This window comes from Enterobacter sp. 296B2 (assembly GCF_034106185.1).
Lineage (GTDB): Bacteria > Pseudomonadota > Gammaproteobacteria > Enterobacterales > Enterobacteriaceae > Enterobacter > Enterobacter cloacae_N.
The window spans coordinates 69300-86503 of sequence record NZ_JAWNCA010000011.1 but is presented as its reverse complement, the minus strand read 5'-3'; the positions used below and the strand labels follow the sequence as shown (position 1 = coordinate 86503).

Genomic DNA, 17204 nt, shown 5'->3' with positions numbered 1-17204 from the left:
GAGAGACATTATGTTTTTAGTCGACTCACACTGCCATCTTGATGGCCTGGATTATCAATCCCTGCACAACGACGTGGATGACGTGCTGGCGAAAGCCGCTGCCCGCGATGTGAAATTTTGTCTTGCGGTGGCGACGACCCTGCCGGGGTATCGCTCAATGCGTGAGCTGGTGGGCGTTCGTGATAACGTGGTGTTCTCCTGCGGCGTTCATCCGCTGAACCAGGATGAAGAGTATGACGTAGAAGATCTGCGCCGACTGGCAGCAGAAGAGGGCGTCGTGGCGATGGGTGAAACCGGGCTGGATTATTTTTACACGCCGGAAACGAAACCGCGTCAGCAGGCGTCCTTCCGCAACCATATCCGCATTGGCCGCGAACTGAACAAGCCCGTCATCGTGCATACCCGCGACGCGCGCGCCGATACGCTGGCGATCCTCCGGGAAGAAAACGTGACGGATTGCGGTGGCGTACTACACTGTTTCACAGAAGACAGAGAAACGGCGGGTAAATTGCTTGATTTGGGGTTTTATATTTCGTTTTCCGGGATCGTGACGTTCCGTAACGCTGAGCAACTCCGTGATGCTGCGCGTTATGTTCCGCTCGATCGCATTCTGGTGGAAACAGACTCTCCGTATCTGGCGCCGGTACCGCATCGCGGTAAAGAGAACCAGCCGGCCATGACGCGAGACGTAGCGGAGTACATGGCCGTGCTTAAAGGCGTCAGTATTGAAGAACTGGCCCGCGTCACGACGCAAAACTTCTCTGCGCTGTTCCATATCGACCCCGCCCGCCTGCAATCCGTCTGATAAGCCTGTTTTTTTTTAGGCTCGTAATTAATAAATAAAACGAGTAAAGTTCACCGCCTCATTTGGGGCGGTAACGGTCTTCTTAGAAACATCCAGACATGCTTTTTGTAAATTACTGAAAGTTTTTCGACCGCCTTAAGCTGAAACGTGATAGCCGTCAAACAAACTCAGAGGGAATTATTTTACTCTGTGTAATAAATAAAGGGCGCTTAGATGTCCTGTCCACGGCACGGTACTCCCCCCGGGCCAATGCGTGAAAGCGTAAAAAAAGCACAAATACTCAGGAGCACTCTCAATTATGTTTAAGAATGCATTTGCTAACCTGCAAAAGGTCGGTAAATCGCTGATGCTGCCAGTATCCGTACTGCCTATCGCAGGTATCCTGCTGGGTGTCGGTTCTGCTAACTTCAGCTGGCTGCCAGCCGTAGTTTCCCATGTGATGGCTGAAGCAGGCGGTTCCGTCTTTGCTAATATGCCTCTGATCTTCGCTATCGGTGTTGCGCTGGGCTTCACCAATAACGACGGCGTTTCTGCGCTGGCTGCAGTGGTTGCTTACGGCATTATGGTGAAAACCATGGCCGTGGTTGCGCCACTGGTTCTGCATTTACCGGCAGATGAGATTGCCGCGAAACACCTGGCAGATACCGGTGTTCTGGGCGGTATCATCTCCGGTGCGATTGCAGCGTATATGTTCAACCGCTTCTATCGCATCAAGCTGCCTGAGTATCTGGGCTTCTTCGCGGGCAAGCGTTTTGTTCCGATCATCTCTGGTCTGGCAGCGATTTTCACTGGCGTGATCCTGTCCTTCATCTGGCCACCAATCGGTTCCGCTATCCAGACCTTCTCTCAGTGGGCTGCTTACCAGAACCCGGTTGTCGCGTTCGGTATTTACGGCTTCATTGAGCGTTGCCTGGTGCCATTCGGTCTGCACCACATCTGGAACGTTCCATTCCAGATGCAGATTGGTGAATTCACCAACGCAGCGGGTCAGGTGTTCCACGGCGATATCCCACGTTACATGGCGGGTGACCCAACTGCAGGTAAACTGTCTGGTGGCTTCCTGTTCAAAATGTACGGCCTGCCGGCTGCTGCGATTGCTATCTGGCACTCTGCTAAGCCAGAAAACCGTGCAAAAGTGGGCGGTATCATGATCTCCGCAGCGCTGACCTCGTTCCTGACCGGTATCACCGAGCCGATCGAGTTCTCCTTCATGTTCGTTGCGCCGATCCTGTACATCATCCACGCTGTACTGGCTGGCCTGGCGTTCCCAATCTGTATCCTGCTGGGTATGCGTGACGGTACGTCCTTCTCTCACGGCCTGATCGACTTCATCGTTCTGTCCGGTAACAGCAGCAAGCTGTGGCTGTTCCCAATCGTGGGTGCGTGCTATGCCGTTGTTTACTACACCATCTTCCGCGTGCTGATCAAAGCACTGGACCTGAAAACTCCGGGTCGTGAAGATGCAACTGAAGACAGCAAAGCAGGCGCGACAAGCGAAATGGCTCCGGCACTGGTTGCCGCGTTCGGCGGTAAAGAGAACATCACTAACCTGGACGCGTGCATCACTCGTCTGCGTGTGAGCGTTGCTGACGTTGCGAAAGTAGACCAGCCGGGTCTGAAAAAACTGGGCGCAGCAGGCGTGGTTGTTGCAGGTTCGGGCGTTCAGGCAATCTTCGGTACTAAATCCGATAACCTGAAAACCGAAATGGATGAGTACATCCGCAACAGCTAAGCTGTGACCTGGGGAGACTAAGGCAGCCGAATGGCTGCCTTTTTTATTGCTGTAGTTTGTTGTGCCAGGTGGCGGCTTAACGCTCAGAAGTCGTAGCTCACGCTCAACGAGACGTTCAGCGGCGCGCCATAAACCACGTAAGAGCCGACGTAGTCGTAATACTCTTTGTCGAACAGGTTGTTAACGTTCGCCTGAACAGCAAAATCTTTGGTCACCTGATAACGGCTGAACAGGTTAACCAGCCCGTAGCTGCCTTGCTCTGCGCGGGATTGTCCCGCCGGGCCACCGTCCACATCTGTCCACACTTTGTTCTGCCAGTTTACGCCACCGCCTACCGTCAGCGCTGGCAGCATTGGCAGTTGATAACGGGTAAACAGCTTCAGTGTCGTGCGCGGCTGATCGGAACTGACAGCGTTGCCGTTCTTATCTTCCGCAATGTAGCGGGTTGCGCCGAACGTCAGCTGCCAGTTATCGGTCAGGGCGCCGTTTAGCTCGAACTCAATCCCTTTGCTGACCACGCCGTCCAGCGATTCATAAATCGACTCACCGCTCGGCATGTAGGTATAGGTGTTGCTCGCCACGTTATCCTGTTCAATGCGGAAAATCGCCAGCGAGGTGGTGAGGCGGGTATTGAACCAATCCGCTTTTACGCCGGCTTCATAGCTTTTGCCCGTCGTTGGGTCGAGATAGCGTCCGCTGGCGTCACGCTTGTCCTGTGGCTGGAAGATGGAGGTATAGCTGACGTAGGTCGACCAGTCTTCGTTGATATCGTAGACCAGGCCCGCGTAAGGCGTTACGTCATCTTTGGTGCTTTCAAGACGGGTGTCAGGAGAGCCCGCCGGGTTATAGCGAATGTTGTAGTTGGTGTAGCGCGCCCCGAGGATCAGGTGCAGCGGGTCGGCCAGCGAGAAGCGGGCGGAAGTATAGGCCGATGACTGGCGGATGTCGTCCTGGCTGTAGAGCTTCCACGGCGTCCACTGCGGATCGGCGATATTCCCGTTCCAGTTTTTGAAATTCCCCACGTCAACCATGCCGTACAGCGCATCCGGCATTCTGTTGTCATAATGGTTGCGCTGTCGGCTGAAGCTGCCGCCAAACATCATCTCGTGCTGACGGCCGAAAAGATCGAAGCCGCCGCGCAGGAAGGCATCAACCGCATCCTGTTTGCGTTCACCTTTGTTCCAGCCGCCGTAGCCCACCATGCCCGCACCGGTCTGTTTATCGGGATAGCCGGACATATACATCAGCTTGCTGTCGAAGTTGGTCTCCGCGTGCATGCCGTTGACGTGCGCTTCCCAGCCGTTATCGAAACGCTGCGTCAGGTTAGCGAAGATGCGGGTGCTGTCCTTGTCCGAGTAGGCCCAGTCAGGCGCGACGGTCTGGCTACGGCTGTAATCGGTTTTACTGCCGTCGCTGTACCAGGTCGGCAGCCCGCCCCAGGTCGGATCGGCGGTGTGGCTTTCCTGATACTCATACCCCACTGAGAGGGTCGTGCTGTCGGTGAAGTCAGCATCCATCACGCCGTAAAGGAACTTCTTCCGGTAGTGATAGTTGTCCACGAAGCTGTCGTTGTCCTGATAGCCCGTAATCAGGCGTCCCCGCACCTTCCCGGACTCTACCAGCGGTGCCTGCAGATCCAGCACGTAGCGCTGTTTGTCCCAGCTGCCGTAGCTGACGGAGACATTGCCTTTGAATTCATTGCTGTCTGCATGTTTACGCACCATATTGACGTACGCCGCCGGATTACCGGTACCGGACATCAGCCCGGTTGCGCCGCGGACCACTTCGATACGGTCGTAAATCGCGGTATCGGCGGCGGTGTCGCCGAAGTTCCACACTTCGCTGATGGAGGTTGGCAGGTCGTCAAAGGCGTAGTTGCTGACGAAAAATCCGCGTGAATAAAATACGGTACGGTCGCTGTCCTGGACCTGCGCCGTTACGCCAGTCGTGTTGTTTAACACCTGGCCGATAGACTGCAGGTTCTGATCCGCCATGCGCTGTTGGCTAATGACGCTAACGGACTGCGGAATATCGCGGGGCACGAGGAGTAGTTTGGTCCCCGTGGTAGTGGTCTTTACGCTGTAATCCCGATCCTGCCCGCTGGAGGCATCCGGGACGCTATCGAAACCGCCATCAACCACAACGGTATCTTCGCCTGTGGCGGCGGCAAAACTCACGGCTGGCATCAATGCCATGGCAATACAGGCTGCCAGCAACGAAGGCGTTGCGACAGACTGACGTTGCCCATCCCTGGTGTGATGATTGAAAGACATTATCAAACCCTTAATGAACGGTGAAGGTTAGCTGCGTCAGTCCCGAAGACACGGTCTGACGTCGTTTTCTATGTTAAAAATGCGCATGAAAATGCAAATGCGAAATATACGCATTGCTATTAATGCTGTAAACAGATGTGTCGAGCGGAACTGAAATAATGTTTCAGCTCGTTTAGACGCGCGAGCGGTCACTCTTCAGTCAGCTGATGAATATTCAACAAAGAATTCGGGGGAGGAGGTTGAAAGGACAGGAGAAACTCGCTCATACTCATGAATTGTGTCGCGCACTCATTCAGAGAGGGTGTTAACAGCGGACGCACCACGCCAGATTTAACAAAAAAGGAAAAGGTCATGGCCGAAGAAACGATTTTCAGTAAAATTATTCGCCGCGAAATCCCGTCGGATATCGTCTATCAGGATGAACTGGTAACGGCTTTCCGGGACATTTCCCCTCAGGCACCGACACACATCCTTATCATTCCCAATATTCTTATTCCGACCGTAAACGACGTAAAAACCGAGCATGAAGTGGCATTAGGTCGTATGCTGACGGTGGCTGCGAAAATTGCCGAGCAGGAAGGCATAGCGGAAGACGGCTATCGACTGATCATGAACTGTAATCGTCACGGCGGCCAGGAAGTTTATCATATTCACATGCATCTGCTGGGTGGACGTCCGCTGGGACCGATGCTGGCTCACAAAGGTCTGTAACATGTTTAAAGGGCGTATTGCAGCGCTGGTAATGACGATGATGATTGTAGGATGCAGCACGCGTCCGGCGATCCCCGTGAGCGATGAACAGACGCTGGTGATGGAATCCTCCGTGCTGGCCGCGGGCGTTACGGCGCAACAGCCTGCGTTAACGATCAGTGAAATTAAGTCTTCTGCTTCCTCTGCGCTCTTTAACGAAAGAAATGAACCTGTAACGGTCCACTACCGTTTTTTCTGGTATGACGTAAGAGGTCTTGAGATGCATCCGCTGGAGGCGCCGCGCAGCGTCACCCTTCCGGCAAGGTCGTCGGTAACGCTCTATGACAGCGCCAGCTATCTGGGTGCGCATAAGGTGAGACTTTATCTTTATCTCTAAGGGGTGAACCTTGATTAAAAATTTGAGCCGTTATGCGCTCGTGACAGCTTTCGCTCTGTTCCTTGCAGGGTGTGTGACCCGTACTGAACAGCCTGCGCCCGTGGAAGAGGCTAAACCGGGTACTGAACAGCCGACGACGCCAACGCAGCCGCAGCCAACCGTGCCGTCGGTACCGTCGATTCCGTCCCAGCCTGGCCCGATTGAACATCCGGACCAGACGTCACAGCCTGCGCCGCGCGTGCGCCACTATGACTGGAACGGTGCGATGCAGCCGATGGTCGGCAAAATGCTGCAGGCTCAGGGCGTGACGGCAGGCAGCGTGCTGCTGGTCGATAGCGTGAACAACCGTACCAACGGTTCGCTGAACGCGGGCGAAGCGACAGAAACGCTGCGCAACGCTCTGGCAAACAACGGTAAGTTTACGCTGGTCTCTGCTCAGCAGCTCGCGGTAGCCAAACAGCAGCTGGGGCTGTCGCCGCAGGATAGTCTCGGCACCCGCAGCAAGGCGATTGGCATTGCCCGCAACGTTGGCGCACAGTATGTGCTGTACTCTAACGCGACCGGCAACGTGAATACCCCAGCCCTGCAAATGCAGCTGATGCTGGTTCAGACAGGCGAAATTATCTGGTCAGGTAAAGGTGCGGTTACGCAACAATGACAGCACGCGTGAAGACATTCTGACGCGCTTTTTTCCGCAGTACCGCCTTATCGCGCCGCAGGCCCACTCCGGGCTTGGCGGCGCGAGTTGCATTATAGCGCAGGGCGAGCACCGCCTGGTCTTGCGGCAGAATCACGATCCCTTCGCGCCCGCTTTCCATTTTCGCCGTCAGTTTCGCGCCCTCAGGCGTCTTCCGTCGGATCTCGTGCCGGAACCCCGTTTTTTCAGGCAGGGCTGGATGGCCGTCGACTACCTGGAGGGGGAGGTAAAAAGCGCGCTGCCGGACACGCAGGCGCTTGTGGCGATGCTGTATCATCTGCACCAGCAACAGCGTCTGGGATGGCGAATCACCTTACTTCCGCTGCTGGAAAACTACTGGCAGCAAGCCTCTCCAGCAAGACGTAACCCAGTGTGGCTTGCGCATCTCAAACGGCTGCGTAAAACGGGCGAGCCGCAACCGATTCGGCTCTCGCCGTTGCATATGGATGTGCATGCCGGGAACATCGTGCATACGCCACAGGGAGCCAGGCTTATCGACTGGGAATATGCCGGAGACGGCGATGTGGCGCTGGAGCTGGCCGCGGTCTGGACGGAAAGTGAAGCCGCGCGGCAGAAACTCATCACAGAGTATGCCAGAGTGGCGCACTTTGACGCCGATGCGCTGGCGCGCCAGGTGAGACGCTGGCGTCCATGGGTCATCATGCTGATGGCGGGCTGGTTTGAGATGCGTTTACAGCAGTCTGAAGATAAACAATTTATTGCGCTGGCAGACGATGCCTGGCGCCGGTTACAAACGAAAGGATAAGAGAGGTGAGTGTGGGTCCAGTCATGTTGGATGTTGAAGGGTTTGAGCTGGATGCGGAGGAGCGTGAAATTCTGGCGCATCCGCTGGTGGGCGGCCTGATCCTGTTTACCCGCAACTATCACGATCCGGCGCAGCTGCGTGAACTGGTGCGCCAGATCCGCGCCGCGTCGCGCAATCATCTGGTGGTGGCCGTCGATCAGGAAGGTGGCCGCGTGCAGCGTTTTCGCGACGGTTTTACCCGCCTGCCTGCAGCCCAGTCTTTTGCCGCGCTGCTCGGCACGGAAGAGGGGGCAAATCTGGCTCAGGAAGCCGGCTGGTTGATGGCCAGTGAAATGATTTCCATGGATATCGACATCAGCTTTGCACCGGTGCTGGACGTGGGACATATCAGCGCCGCGATTGGCGAGCGCTCCTACCATGAAGATCCGCGTATTGCGCTGGCCATGGCGACCCGCTTCATTGACGGCATGCACGATGCCGGGATGAAAACTACCGGGAAACACTTCCCGGGCCACGGGGCGGTAACGGCGGACTCGCATAAAGAGACCCCGCGCGATCCGCGCCCGGAAGCGGAAATTCGCGCGAAAGATATGTCGGTGTTCCGCTCGCTTATCACCGATAACAAGCTGGACGCCATCATGCCTGCGCATGTGATTTACAGCAACGTTGACCCACGTCCTGCCAGCGGCTCTCCGCACTGGCTGAAGACCGTTCTGCGTCAGGAGCTGGGCTTCAACGGCGTGATCTTCTCTGACGATCTCTCGATGGAAGGGGCGGCGATCATGGGCAGCTACGCTGAACGCGGCCAGGCGTCGCTGGATGCAGGTTGCGATATGATCCTGGTCTGCAATAATCGTAAAGGTGCCGTTAGCGTGCTGGATAACCTGTCGCCGATCAATGCAGAGCGTGTTACACAATTGTATCATAAAGGTTCATTTAGCCGTCAGGAGCTGATGGATTCGGCGCGCTGGAAGACGGTCAACGCCCGGCTTGAAGACCTGAACGAGCGCTGGCAGGCACATAAAGCCAGCCTGTAAACCCTCCCGGAAGGCGTAGCGTGGTGAGAAGACAATGATCATCTATTTACACGGTTTTGACTCAAACAGTCCTGGTAATCATGAGAAAGTGCTGCAGCTGCAGTTTATCGATCCTGATGTACGGTTGATCAGCTACAGCACGCGCCATCCAAAGCATGATATGCAGCATCTGCTCAAAGAGGTGGACAAAATGCTGCAGCTTAACGTTGACGACCGCCCGTTGATTTGCGGCGTGGGGCTGGGTGGCTACTGGGCGGAGCGGATTGGCTTCCTGTGCGACATCCGCCAGGTGGTCTTCAATCCCAACCTTTTCCCGAACGAGAACATGGAAGGCAAGATCGACCGCCCGGAAGAGTATGTCGATATTGCGACCAAGTGCGTCAGCAATTTTCGCGAGAAGAACCGTGACCGCTGCCTGGTGATCCTGTCGCGTAATGATGAGGCGCTCAACAGCCACCGGGCTGCAGAACTCCTGCATCATTACTATGAGATCGTCTGGGACGAAGAACAGACCCACAAGTTCAAAAACATCTCCCCGCACCTCCAGCGCATCAAAGCCTTTAAAACGCTGGGCTAAGTAAGCTACAGCCAGCCACCTCATAAACCCGGCTGCGAACGCGGACCGGGTTTCTTTTTGTCCAGAATTGTCTACTTTTAAGCCATCAAAACTTGATGCACATCAATTTTGGTATGACCAATGCGCCTGACGTGATATTCTCAATGCACCTGAATGGTTTCAGTGCTGTAACCTGTTGTTAATTAAGGGTTATTTTTATAACTTTTAATTAACAATTGGTTAATAATTTGAGGGGGTCACGTTGACTACGCCATTGAAAAAGATAGTGATTGTAGGCGGTGGTGCTGGCGGGCTGGAGCTGGCGACACAGTTAGGCAAGAAGCTGGGGCGCGGTAAAAAAGCCAAAATTACGCTGGTGGATCGTAACCACAGCCACCTGTGGAAGCCGCTGCTGCATGAAGTGGCGACCGGTTCTCTGGATGAGGGCGTGGACGCGCTGAGCTATCTGGCGCACGCGCGCAACCATCATTTCCAGTTCCAGCTGGGCTCGGTGGTGGACATCAACCGTGAGAGCAAAACCATCACCCTGGCCGAGCTGCGTGATGATAAAGGCGAACTGTTGGTTCCTGAGCGTAAACTGCCGTATGACACGCTGGTGATGGCGCTCGGCAGTACCTCCAACGACTTCAACACGCCGGGTGTTAAAGAGCACTGCATCTTCCTCGATAACCCGCACCAGGCGCGTCGTTTCCACCAGGAAATGCTGAACCTTTTCCTGAAGTACACCAGTAACATGGGTGCGAACGGCAAGGTTAACATTGCCATTGTCGGCGGCGGCGCGACGGGCGTAGAGCTGTCCGCGGAGCTGCACAATGCGGTGAAACAGCTGCACAGCTACGGTTACAAAGGGTTAACTAACGAAGCGCTGAATGTGACGCTGGTTGAAGCGGGTGAGCGTATTCTGCCTGCGCTGCCTCCGCGTATTTCCGGCGCGGCGCACAATGAACTGACGAAACTGGGCGTGCGCGTCCTGACGCAGACCATGGTGACCAGCGCTGACGAAGGTGGACTGCACACCAAAGACGGCGAGTACATCAAAGCGGATCTGATGGTCTGGGCGGCAGGTATCAAAGCGCCTGACTTTATGAAAGAGATCGGCGGTCTGGAGACGAACCGCATTAACCAGCTGGTTACGGAGCCAACGCTGCAAACCACGCGTGACCCTGATATTTTTGCTATTGGTGACTGTGCCTCCTGCGCGCGTCCTGAAGGGGGCTTCGTGCCGCCGCGCGCTCAGGCCGCTCACCAGATGGCAAGCCTGGTGCTGCACAATATTCTGGCGCAGTACAAAGGTAAGCCAATGAAGGCGTATGTCTATAAAGACCACGGTTCCCTGGTATCGCTGTCAAACTTCTCTACCGTCGGTAGCCTGATGGGTAACCTGATGCGTGGCTCGATGATGGTGGAAGGGCGCATTGCACGCTTCGTGTATATCTCCCTGTACCGTATGCACCAGATCGCGTTGCACGGCTATTTTAAAACGGGCCTGATGATGCTGGTGGGCCGAATCAACCGCGTCATTCGTCCGCGTCTGAAGCTGCACTAATCTTTCACTCCCTCCGGGCCCTCCGGGGGGAGTTTTTAGCATATCATGCTGCTCGTCGTGGATTAGGGACTTAAGAGTTCTCCTAAACACGATATATCTCTCCCCGATGTCCCCTTTTTGATCCTTTGTCTTATTGGCGAAGCCGCGCCTCCATTGCAGAATTGTTACCAATAGCAACAAAGGAGGAAGTCCCGTGAATAAATCAATGTTGGCGGGTATAGGGATTGGTGTCGCAGCTGCGTTAGGTGTGGCAGCTGTTGCCAGTCTCAACGTTTTAGATCGCGGCCCGCAGTATGCGCAGGTGGTTTCCGCAACGCCTATTAAAGAAACCGTAAAAACCCCTCGTCAGGAGTGTCGTAACGTCTCCGTAACCCATCGTCGTCCGGTACAGGATGAAAACCGTATTGCCGGCTCTGTTCTCGGCGCGGTAGCGGGTGGGGTGATTGGTCACCAGTTCGGCGGCGGCCGGGGCAAAGATGTGGCGACTGTGGTCGGCGCGCTGGGTGGCGGCTATGCCGGTAACCAGGTGCAGGGCGCGATGCAGGATAATGATACCTACACTACGACTCAGCAGCGCTGCAAAACCGTCTATGACAAGTCGGAGAAAATGCTGGGCTATGACGTGACGTATAAAATTGGCGATCAGCAGGGCAAAATCCGCATGGATAAAGACCCGGGTACCCAAATTCCACTGGATGGAAATGGTCAGCTGGTACTGAACAACAAAGCGTAAAAAAGATGTTCTCTGAATTTAGCTCCTCATGCGCTCAGGCTGAGGAGCTTTTTTTTTCAGATTTTCAGTAGCTCAGGCCACAGCCGCAGCGTGGTGTCGCTAATATTCTGCAGTTTTTCCAGCGTCGCCCCTTCACGGGCGCTGATCGACATCCCCTGCAAAATACAGCTCAGGTATTGCGCCAACAGCTGAGGATTGCATTGCGCAGGGATTTCACCGCGCTGCTGGCGCTGAGCCAGAAATGCGCTGAGCGTTTCTTCCTGCATTGCATGACGCGATTTCACCGTATTGGCGATCTCTTTCGACGCCGCCGCCAGGGTGGCAGAGGTGTTAATCATAAAGCAGCCCGCGGGCGTCTCTTTACTGGTGAAACAGGTGGCAACGGCGGTGAAGTAATCCCGTAGCGCCTGTTCAACACTTTTCTCTTCACAAAATAGCTGCGCTTCGTGTTTCGCCGCAAAGCGCGAAATGTACCTGTCCAGCACCGCCCTGAACAGCCCCTCTTTATTGGTAAATTCAGCATAAAGCGTCGGCGCTTTGGCTCCGGTGGCTTCTACCAGATCGGAAAGCGAGGTCGCTTCATACCCATGTTGCCAGAAGAGAGTCATGGCCTTATCAAGCGCTGCATCCCTGTCAAACACTTTTGGTCGGCCACGGCTTTTCTTCGCACAACTCGTGACGTCGGTTGTCATTTGCCGTTGGTCCTCTGTTGGTTTGTTGAATGACCATTATAAAAATAAACGCTACCCACCACCAGTGCAGAATGCTTAAAAATAAATTAATCATATATGTATGAAAAATAACGACTTTAAAATTTAATTAATGCTCGTTATAAAAATATGTTGACGCGTGAGCTGGATCACACTTATGATTTACCTATCGATCGTTAACTTAATAGATAACGACCTCTAAATTCATCTGCCAAAGGTAAACATTATGAAAAACGTAAAAACCCTCATCGCTGCTGCTGTCCTGAGTTCACTCTCTTTCGCAAGCTTTGCTGCTGTACAGGTACAATCCACTCCAGCCGATCAGCATAAAGTCGGGACGATCTCTGCGTCTGCCGGGACTAACCTGGGCTCACTGGAAGATCAGCTGGCGCAAAAAGCGGAAGCAATGGGTGCAAAATCTTACCGCATCACCTCTGTGACCGGCCCTAACACCCTGCACGGCACCGCTGTAATCTACAAATAAGCCGGGCATAAACCCTCATTTATGCCACTGCAATAAAAAACGCCCTGCTCAGCAGGGCGTTTTTTATTTCTGATTTACATCGGCTGCGGGACGACATCGTGATGCCGGGTGACATCGGTCGGCATGCCTGACCGTGCCTCCATCGCGCGCTCCATCACCAGACTATCGGTATTCGCATTCGTTTTGAAGCTCACCATCGCGGCATTCAGGTTAATGGGTAACGTCTGCGGATCGTCGCCGATATTTTTTGACAGCGGCTGGTGAATCTCAACCAGCCGCACGCCGCCTGGCTCTTCAGAGACCTTAATCGGCGTATTGATAATATTCACCTTCGTTCCCGGCGTAACGACGTTAAAAAGCGTTTTGATATCGTTATCGCGCAGACGAATACAGCCGGAGCTGACGCGCATGCCGATGCCAAAATCCGCGTTCGTCCCGTGCAGCAGGTAAACGCCGCCGTACGCGGCAAGGCGGATCGCGTGGTGACCCATCGGGTTATCCGGGCCTGCCGGCACCACGGCAGGAAGATCGATGCCCTGGGCCTTATACCGGGCGCGAATGTTGGCCGTCGGCGTCCAGGTTGGGTTGGCGCGTTTATCCGAGACGGTCGTGACCATCGTCGGCGTCAGCGTATCGCCGCCCAGCTGACCAATACCGATAGGATAGACGGTAACCTCATTTTTACCCGGCGGGTAATAGTACAGACGCAGCTCCGCCAGGTTGATCACGATCCCTTCGCGCGGGGCATCCGGCAGGATAGTCTGTAACGGGATGGTCAGCACGCTGCCCGCGCGCGGGACGTACGGGTCGACGCCGGGGTTCGCCTGCAGCAGGGCCAGAAAACCGACGTTATATTTTTTGGCTATCGCTTCCAGTGAACCGCCATTGTTTTCAACCACATGAAAGCGGTTCTCACCCACCACCTTGCTGCCGGGCGGGGGAAGGGGCCAGGTGTTTGCGCGCGCAGGAAGCGCAACCGCGACGGTGGCCGCCAGCGCAAACAGGGTTATCCAGCGGGTAAAACGCGAAGAGGTCATCATCACCATAATCCATGCAAACGATAAGGTTATTGTTTTATAAGAAGTTAATGATAATTATGGCGAATGGGTGTGTCGGGAAGATCGGATGAAGTGCAAAGAATTTGTAAATTGTCCCCCCGGCAGCACTGCACTGACGGGGGGAAGGGCGAGTTATGCGACGGCGTTCTCTTCCAACTGACGCATAAAGTTACGCACCCAGTCCATGCGGGTTTTGCGCTCCGTCAGCTCCTGGGTAAATTTCAGACGGGTTGGACCATCCAGACGGAAATGCTGCGGCTGTTTTTGCAGCAGACCGATCAGCCACATCGGGTTGACGTGATTCTTCTCGGCAAATTCAATTACGCCGCCTTTTTCGTTGCCTTCAAGTTTGCGAATGCCCAGCTTCTGCGCCTGCTGGCGCAGGCGCGCGATATCCAGCAGGTTTCTCGCCGCATCTGGCAGCAGGCCGAAGCGGTCAATCAGCTCCACCTTAATCTCTTCCAGCTCGTTCTCATTTTTCGCACTGGCGATACGCTTGTAGAACGACAGCCGGGTATTCACATCCGGAATGAAATCGTCCGGCAGCAGGGAAGGCATGCGGAGTTCAACCTCGGTCTGCTGGCTGGTCAAATCTTCCAGAGACGGTTCACGTCCGGCCTTCAGGGCATCGACCGCGTTTTCCAGCAGCTCCATATAGAGCGAGAAGCCGATGGTCTCCATGGAGCCGCTCTGATCTTCACCCAGCAGTTCGCCGGCACCGCGGATCTCAAGATCGTGCGTGGCCAGCGCGAAGCCTGCGCCGAGATCTTCCAGCGAGGCGATGGCTTCCAGGCGCTTTTGCGCGTCGGTGGTCATCGCTTTCGGATGCGGTGTCAACAGCCACGCGTAGGCCTGATGGTGCGAACGCCCGACGCGGCCGCGCAGCTGGTGAAGCTGGGCCAGACCAAAGTGATCCGCGCGTTCGATAATAATCGTGTTCGCGGTCGGAATGTCGATCCCGGTCTCAATGATGGTGGTACACACCAGCACGTTAAAGCGCTGGTGGTGGAAGTCGTTCATCACCCGTTCCAGCTCGCGTTCGCGCATCTGCCCGTGCCCGATGGCAACGCGCGCCTCCGGTACCAGTTCCGCCAGCCTGTCGGCGGCTTTCTGGATATTTTCGACGTCGTTATACAGGTAATACACCTGGCCGCCGCGCAGCACTTCACGCAGGATCGCCTCACGCACCACCAGATTGTCATACTCGCGGACAAAGGTTTTTACCGCCAGACGGCGCGCCGGCGGCGTGGCGATAATCGACAGATCGCGCATGCCGCTCATCGCCATGTTCAGCGTGCGCGGGATCGGCGTTGCGGTCAGGGTCAGGATGTCGACGTCCGCGCGCATCGCTTTGATGCGCTCTTTATGACGCACCCCGAAGCGGTGCTCCTCGTCGACGATCAGCAGCCCCAGATCTTTCCACTTCACGTCGCTTTGCAGCAGCTTGTGGGTGCCGATCAGAATGTCGATTTTGCCTTCGCTTGCCTGCTCCAGGATCTGTGTTTGCTCTTTAGTGCTGCGAAAACGCGACAGCATCTCTATACGTACCGGCCAGTTGGCGAAACGGTCCCGGAAGTTGTCGAAGTGCTGCTGGGCGAGCAGGGTGGTCGGCACCAGCACTGCCACCTGCTTGTTGTTTTCCACCGCAAGGAAGGCGGCGCGCATCGCCACTTCGGTTTTGCCGAAGCCGACGTCGCCGCAGACTAAGCGGTCCATTGCCAGCGGCTGGCACATGTCGCTCAGCACGGCATTAATGGCCTGGGCCTGATCCGGCGTGGTTTCAAACGGGAAGCTGTCGCAGAACAGCTGGTACTGTTCTTTGTCGTGCTTAAAGGCGAAGCCCTCTTTGGCCGCGCGCTGGGCGTAGATATCCAGCAGCTCGGCCGCCACGTCGCGCACTTTCTCCGCTGCCTTCTGGCGCGCACGCGCCCAGGCATCTCCGCCCAGCTTGTGCAGCGGCGCGTTCTCCTCCGCACCGCCCGCGTAGCGGCTGATAAGGTGCAGGGACGAAACAGGCACATAGAGTTTGGCGTCGTTGGCGTAGGTCAGCATCAGGTACTCACCTTTGATACCGCCCGCTTCCAGCGTGGTCATCCCCTGATAGCGTCCGACGCCGTGCTCCAGGTGAACAATCGGCTGGCCCGGATGCAGCTCGGCCAGGTTACGGATCAGCGTGTCCGGGTTGATGGTCCGACGACTGTCCTGCCGACGGCGCGCGACGCGCTCGCCTAGCAGGTCGCTTTCGCAAATCAGCGCCAGGTTTTTGAGCGTGTCAATGAACCCGTGCTCGGCGGCGCCAATCATCAGGTAACGACCATTCCCGGTCGCTTCGCTTAACCGCAGAATGCGCTTCGGCGCAACTTTGATGCGTCCCAGCAGCTCACCGAGCGCTTCGCGGCGGCCTTCACTCTCAACGGAAAACACGACCGGGCCGGTAAAGGACTCCAGGAACTTGCGCAGATTATCCAGCGGCGATTTCTGCTGCGCCTGAACGGCCAGGTCCGGCAGCGTCCGGAAGGCGAGGTTCGTATTGGCGGCTTTATCGGCGAGCGAGTCGGTTTTGAGCTGCATGCGCGGCCAGCGCTTCAGCTCGGCGTTAAGCTCGTCGGTGCGCAGCCACAGCGCTTCCGGCGGCAGGAGCGGACGCATCGGGTCAACGCCCCGGTTTTCGAAGCGCGCGCGGGTTTCGCTTTCAAAGCGGCTGGCGCTGGCGTCGATATCGCCGGTGTTTACAATCAGCGTATTCGCCGGGAAATAGCTGAACAGGGCAGGCAGCGGCTCGTTGAAGAACAGCGGCTGCCAGTATTCGATCCCGGCCGGGAGCGTGCCTTTGCTGACCTGCTGATAGATATGTTCTGCATCACGCTTCACGTCGAACCTGTCGCGCCACTGGCTGCGGAACAGTTCGATGGCGGTTTTGTCCGTCGGGAACTCATGCGCGGGCAGTAAATTGATAGACTCCACTTCCTCCAGCGTGCGCTGGGTGTCGGCATCGAACACGCGCAGGCTGTCGATTTCATCATCAAAGAAATCCAGACGATACGGCTGGTCGCTGCCCATCGGGTAAAGGTCGAGCAACGCGCCGCGGGTCGCGTATTCCCCGTGTTCCATGACCTGATCGACATGGCGATAGCCGGCACCGTCAAGCTGGTCGCGCAGGGTGTCGCGAGACAGGCGCTGGCCTTTTTTCATCACCAGCGCGTGACCGTGCAGATAGCTGTGCGGGCAGACGCGTTGCATCAGGGTATTGACCGGCACAATCAGCACGCCGCGCTGCATAGTCGGGAGTTGATACAGGGTCGACAGGCGCGAGGAGATGATCTCCTGATGCGGAGAGAAGCTGTCATAAGGCAGCGTTTCCCAGTCGGCCAGGCTGAACACCAGGCTATCGGTGAACTGGCGGATTTCGTCGTGCAGGCGCAGGGCGTTTTGCATATCCGGGGCAACCAGTACCACCGGGCCAGGGTGCCGCTCGGCGATTTCTGCCACCAGCGTGGCGCACGCCGCGCCCGTGAGTTCACCCAGCTGACGCTGGTCGCCCGCTTTGACGGGCAAGGAATAACGATAGTGTTCAGGCATGGCTATGTCAGAGTCTCTTATGGATATACCAACAGTATTGGGGCATATCACTGATACGCAATGTCTTTATTATCCTCGATCGTTTTACATAAGCAAATCGTAACCGCACGGCAGGGCTAA

At 55.9% G+C, this 17204-nt stretch carries 15 protein-coding genes; 11 read left to right on the top strand and 4 right to left on the bottom strand.

Annotated features, from left to right (window positions below; all coding sequences use genetic code 11):
• Positions 1-10: 10 nt before the first annotated feature.
• The gene (locus URZ40_RS10700) at positions 11-805 is read left to right on the top strand and encodes a metal-dependent hydrolase (RefSeq protein WP_116340654.1); all 795 of its coding nucleotides are present in this window, start codon (positions 11-13) and stop codon (positions 803-805) included.
• A gap of 298 nt (positions 806-1103) precedes the next feature.
• Positions 1104-2537, top strand: a complete 1434-nt coding sequence (ptsG, locus tag URZ40_RS10695) for a PTS glucose transporter subunit IIBC (protein WP_320720514.1) — start codon at positions 1104-1106, stop codon at positions 2535-2537.
• An 83-nt stretch (positions 2538-2620) separates the two neighbouring features.
• Here the strand turns inward: ptsG and fhuE are convergent, their stop codons facing one another.
• Positions 2621-4810 (bottom strand): ferric-rhodotorulic acid/ferric-coprogen receptor FhuE, encoded by a 2190-nt coding sequence (fhuE, locus tag URZ40_RS10690; RefSeq protein WP_316378914.1) that lies wholly within the window; start codon positions 4808-4810, stop codon positions 2621-2623.
• Between the two features lie 351 nt (positions 4811-5161).
• On the opposite strand from fhuE, the gene hinT reads away from it, so the two are divergent.
• The 8 genes from hinT to URZ40_RS10650 all read left to right on the top strand — a co-directional run bounded on the left by hinT (position 5162) and on the right by URZ40_RS10650 (position 11253).
• A complete protein-coding gene (gene hinT, locus URZ40_RS10685; protein ID WP_006809243.1) occupies positions 5162-5521 on the top strand; it encodes a purine nucleoside phosphoramidase in 360 nt (119 codons plus the stop codon).
• Position 5522: 1 nt separating this feature from the next.
• Positions 5523-5897 carry a YcfL family protein gene (locus URZ40_RS10680; RefSeq protein ID WP_116340649.1) on the top strand — a complete coding sequence of 125 codons (375 nt, stop codon included), beginning with the start codon at positions 5523-5525 and terminating at the stop codon, positions 5895-5897.
• Between the two features lie 13 nt (positions 5898-5910).
• Positions 5911-6555: a penicillin-binding protein activator LpoB gene (gene lpoB, locus URZ40_RS10675; protein ID WP_116341164.1), complete on the top strand. Its 645-nt coding sequence runs from the start codon at positions 5911-5913 to the stop codon at positions 6553-6555.
• Positions 6536-7360: a thiamine kinase gene (gene thiK / locus URZ40_RS10670; RefSeq protein ID WP_320720513.1), complete on the top strand. Its 825-nt coding sequence runs from the start codon at positions 6536-6538 to the stop codon at positions 7358-7360. Before lpoB ends, thiK begins: the two co-directional genes overlap by 20 nt.
• 11 nt (positions 7361-7371) lie before the next feature.
• Positions 7372-8397, top strand: a complete 1026-nt coding sequence (gene nagZ, locus URZ40_RS10665) for a beta-N-acetylhexosaminidase (protein WP_320720525.1) — start codon at positions 7372-7374, stop codon at positions 8395-8397.
• A 34-nt stretch (positions 8398-8431) separates the two neighbouring features.
• On the top strand, positions 8432-8974 hold the full coding sequence (gene ycfP, locus URZ40_RS10660; protein WP_008500781.1) for an alpha/beta hydrolase YcfP: 543 nt from the start codon (positions 8432-8434) through the stop codon (positions 8972-8974).
• Between the two features lie 241 nt (positions 8975-9215).
• The gene (locus URZ40_RS10655) at positions 9216-10520 is read left to right on the top strand and encodes an NAD(P)/FAD-dependent oxidoreductase (RefSeq protein ID WP_316378917.1); all 1305 of its coding nucleotides are present in this window, start codon (positions 9216-9218) and stop codon (positions 10518-10520) included.
• A gap of 193 nt (positions 10521-10713) precedes the next feature.
• A complete protein-coding gene (locus tag URZ40_RS10650) occupies positions 10714-11253 on the top strand; it encodes a glycine zipper 2TM domain-containing protein (protein ID WP_028012731.1) in 540 nt (179 codons plus the stop codon).
• A 56-nt stretch (positions 11254-11309) separates the two neighbouring features.
• Here the strand turns inward: URZ40_RS10650 and URZ40_RS10645 are convergent, their stop codons facing one another.
• Entirely contained in the window at positions 11310-11945 is a 636-nt protein-coding gene (locus URZ40_RS10645) for a TetR/AcrR family transcriptional regulator (protein ID WP_116340641.1), read from the bottom strand.
• Between the two features lie 244 nt (positions 11946-12189).
• Here URZ40_RS10645 and bhsA point away from each other — a divergent pair, with 244 nt between their 5' ends.
• Positions 12190-12447 (top strand): multiple stress resistance protein BhsA, encoded by a 258-nt coding sequence (gene bhsA, locus URZ40_RS10640; protein ID WP_023332711.1) that lies wholly within the window; start codon positions 12190-12192, stop codon positions 12445-12447.
• A 74-nt stretch (positions 12448-12521) separates the two neighbouring features.
• On the opposite strand, the gene URZ40_RS10635 is transcribed toward bhsA, so the two are convergent.
• Positions 12522-13487 carry a L,D-transpeptidase family protein gene (locus URZ40_RS10635; protein ID WP_233002365.1) on the bottom strand — a complete coding sequence of 322 codons (966 nt, stop codon included), beginning with the start codon at positions 13485-13487 and terminating at the stop codon, positions 12522-12524.
• 150 nt (positions 13488-13637) lie between these two features.
• Positions 13638-17084, bottom strand: a complete 3447-nt coding sequence (gene mfd / locus URZ40_RS10630) for a transcription-repair coupling factor (RefSeq protein ID WP_320720512.1) — start codon at positions 17082-17084, stop codon at positions 13638-13640.
• Positions 17085-17204: the final 120 nt, after the last annotated feature.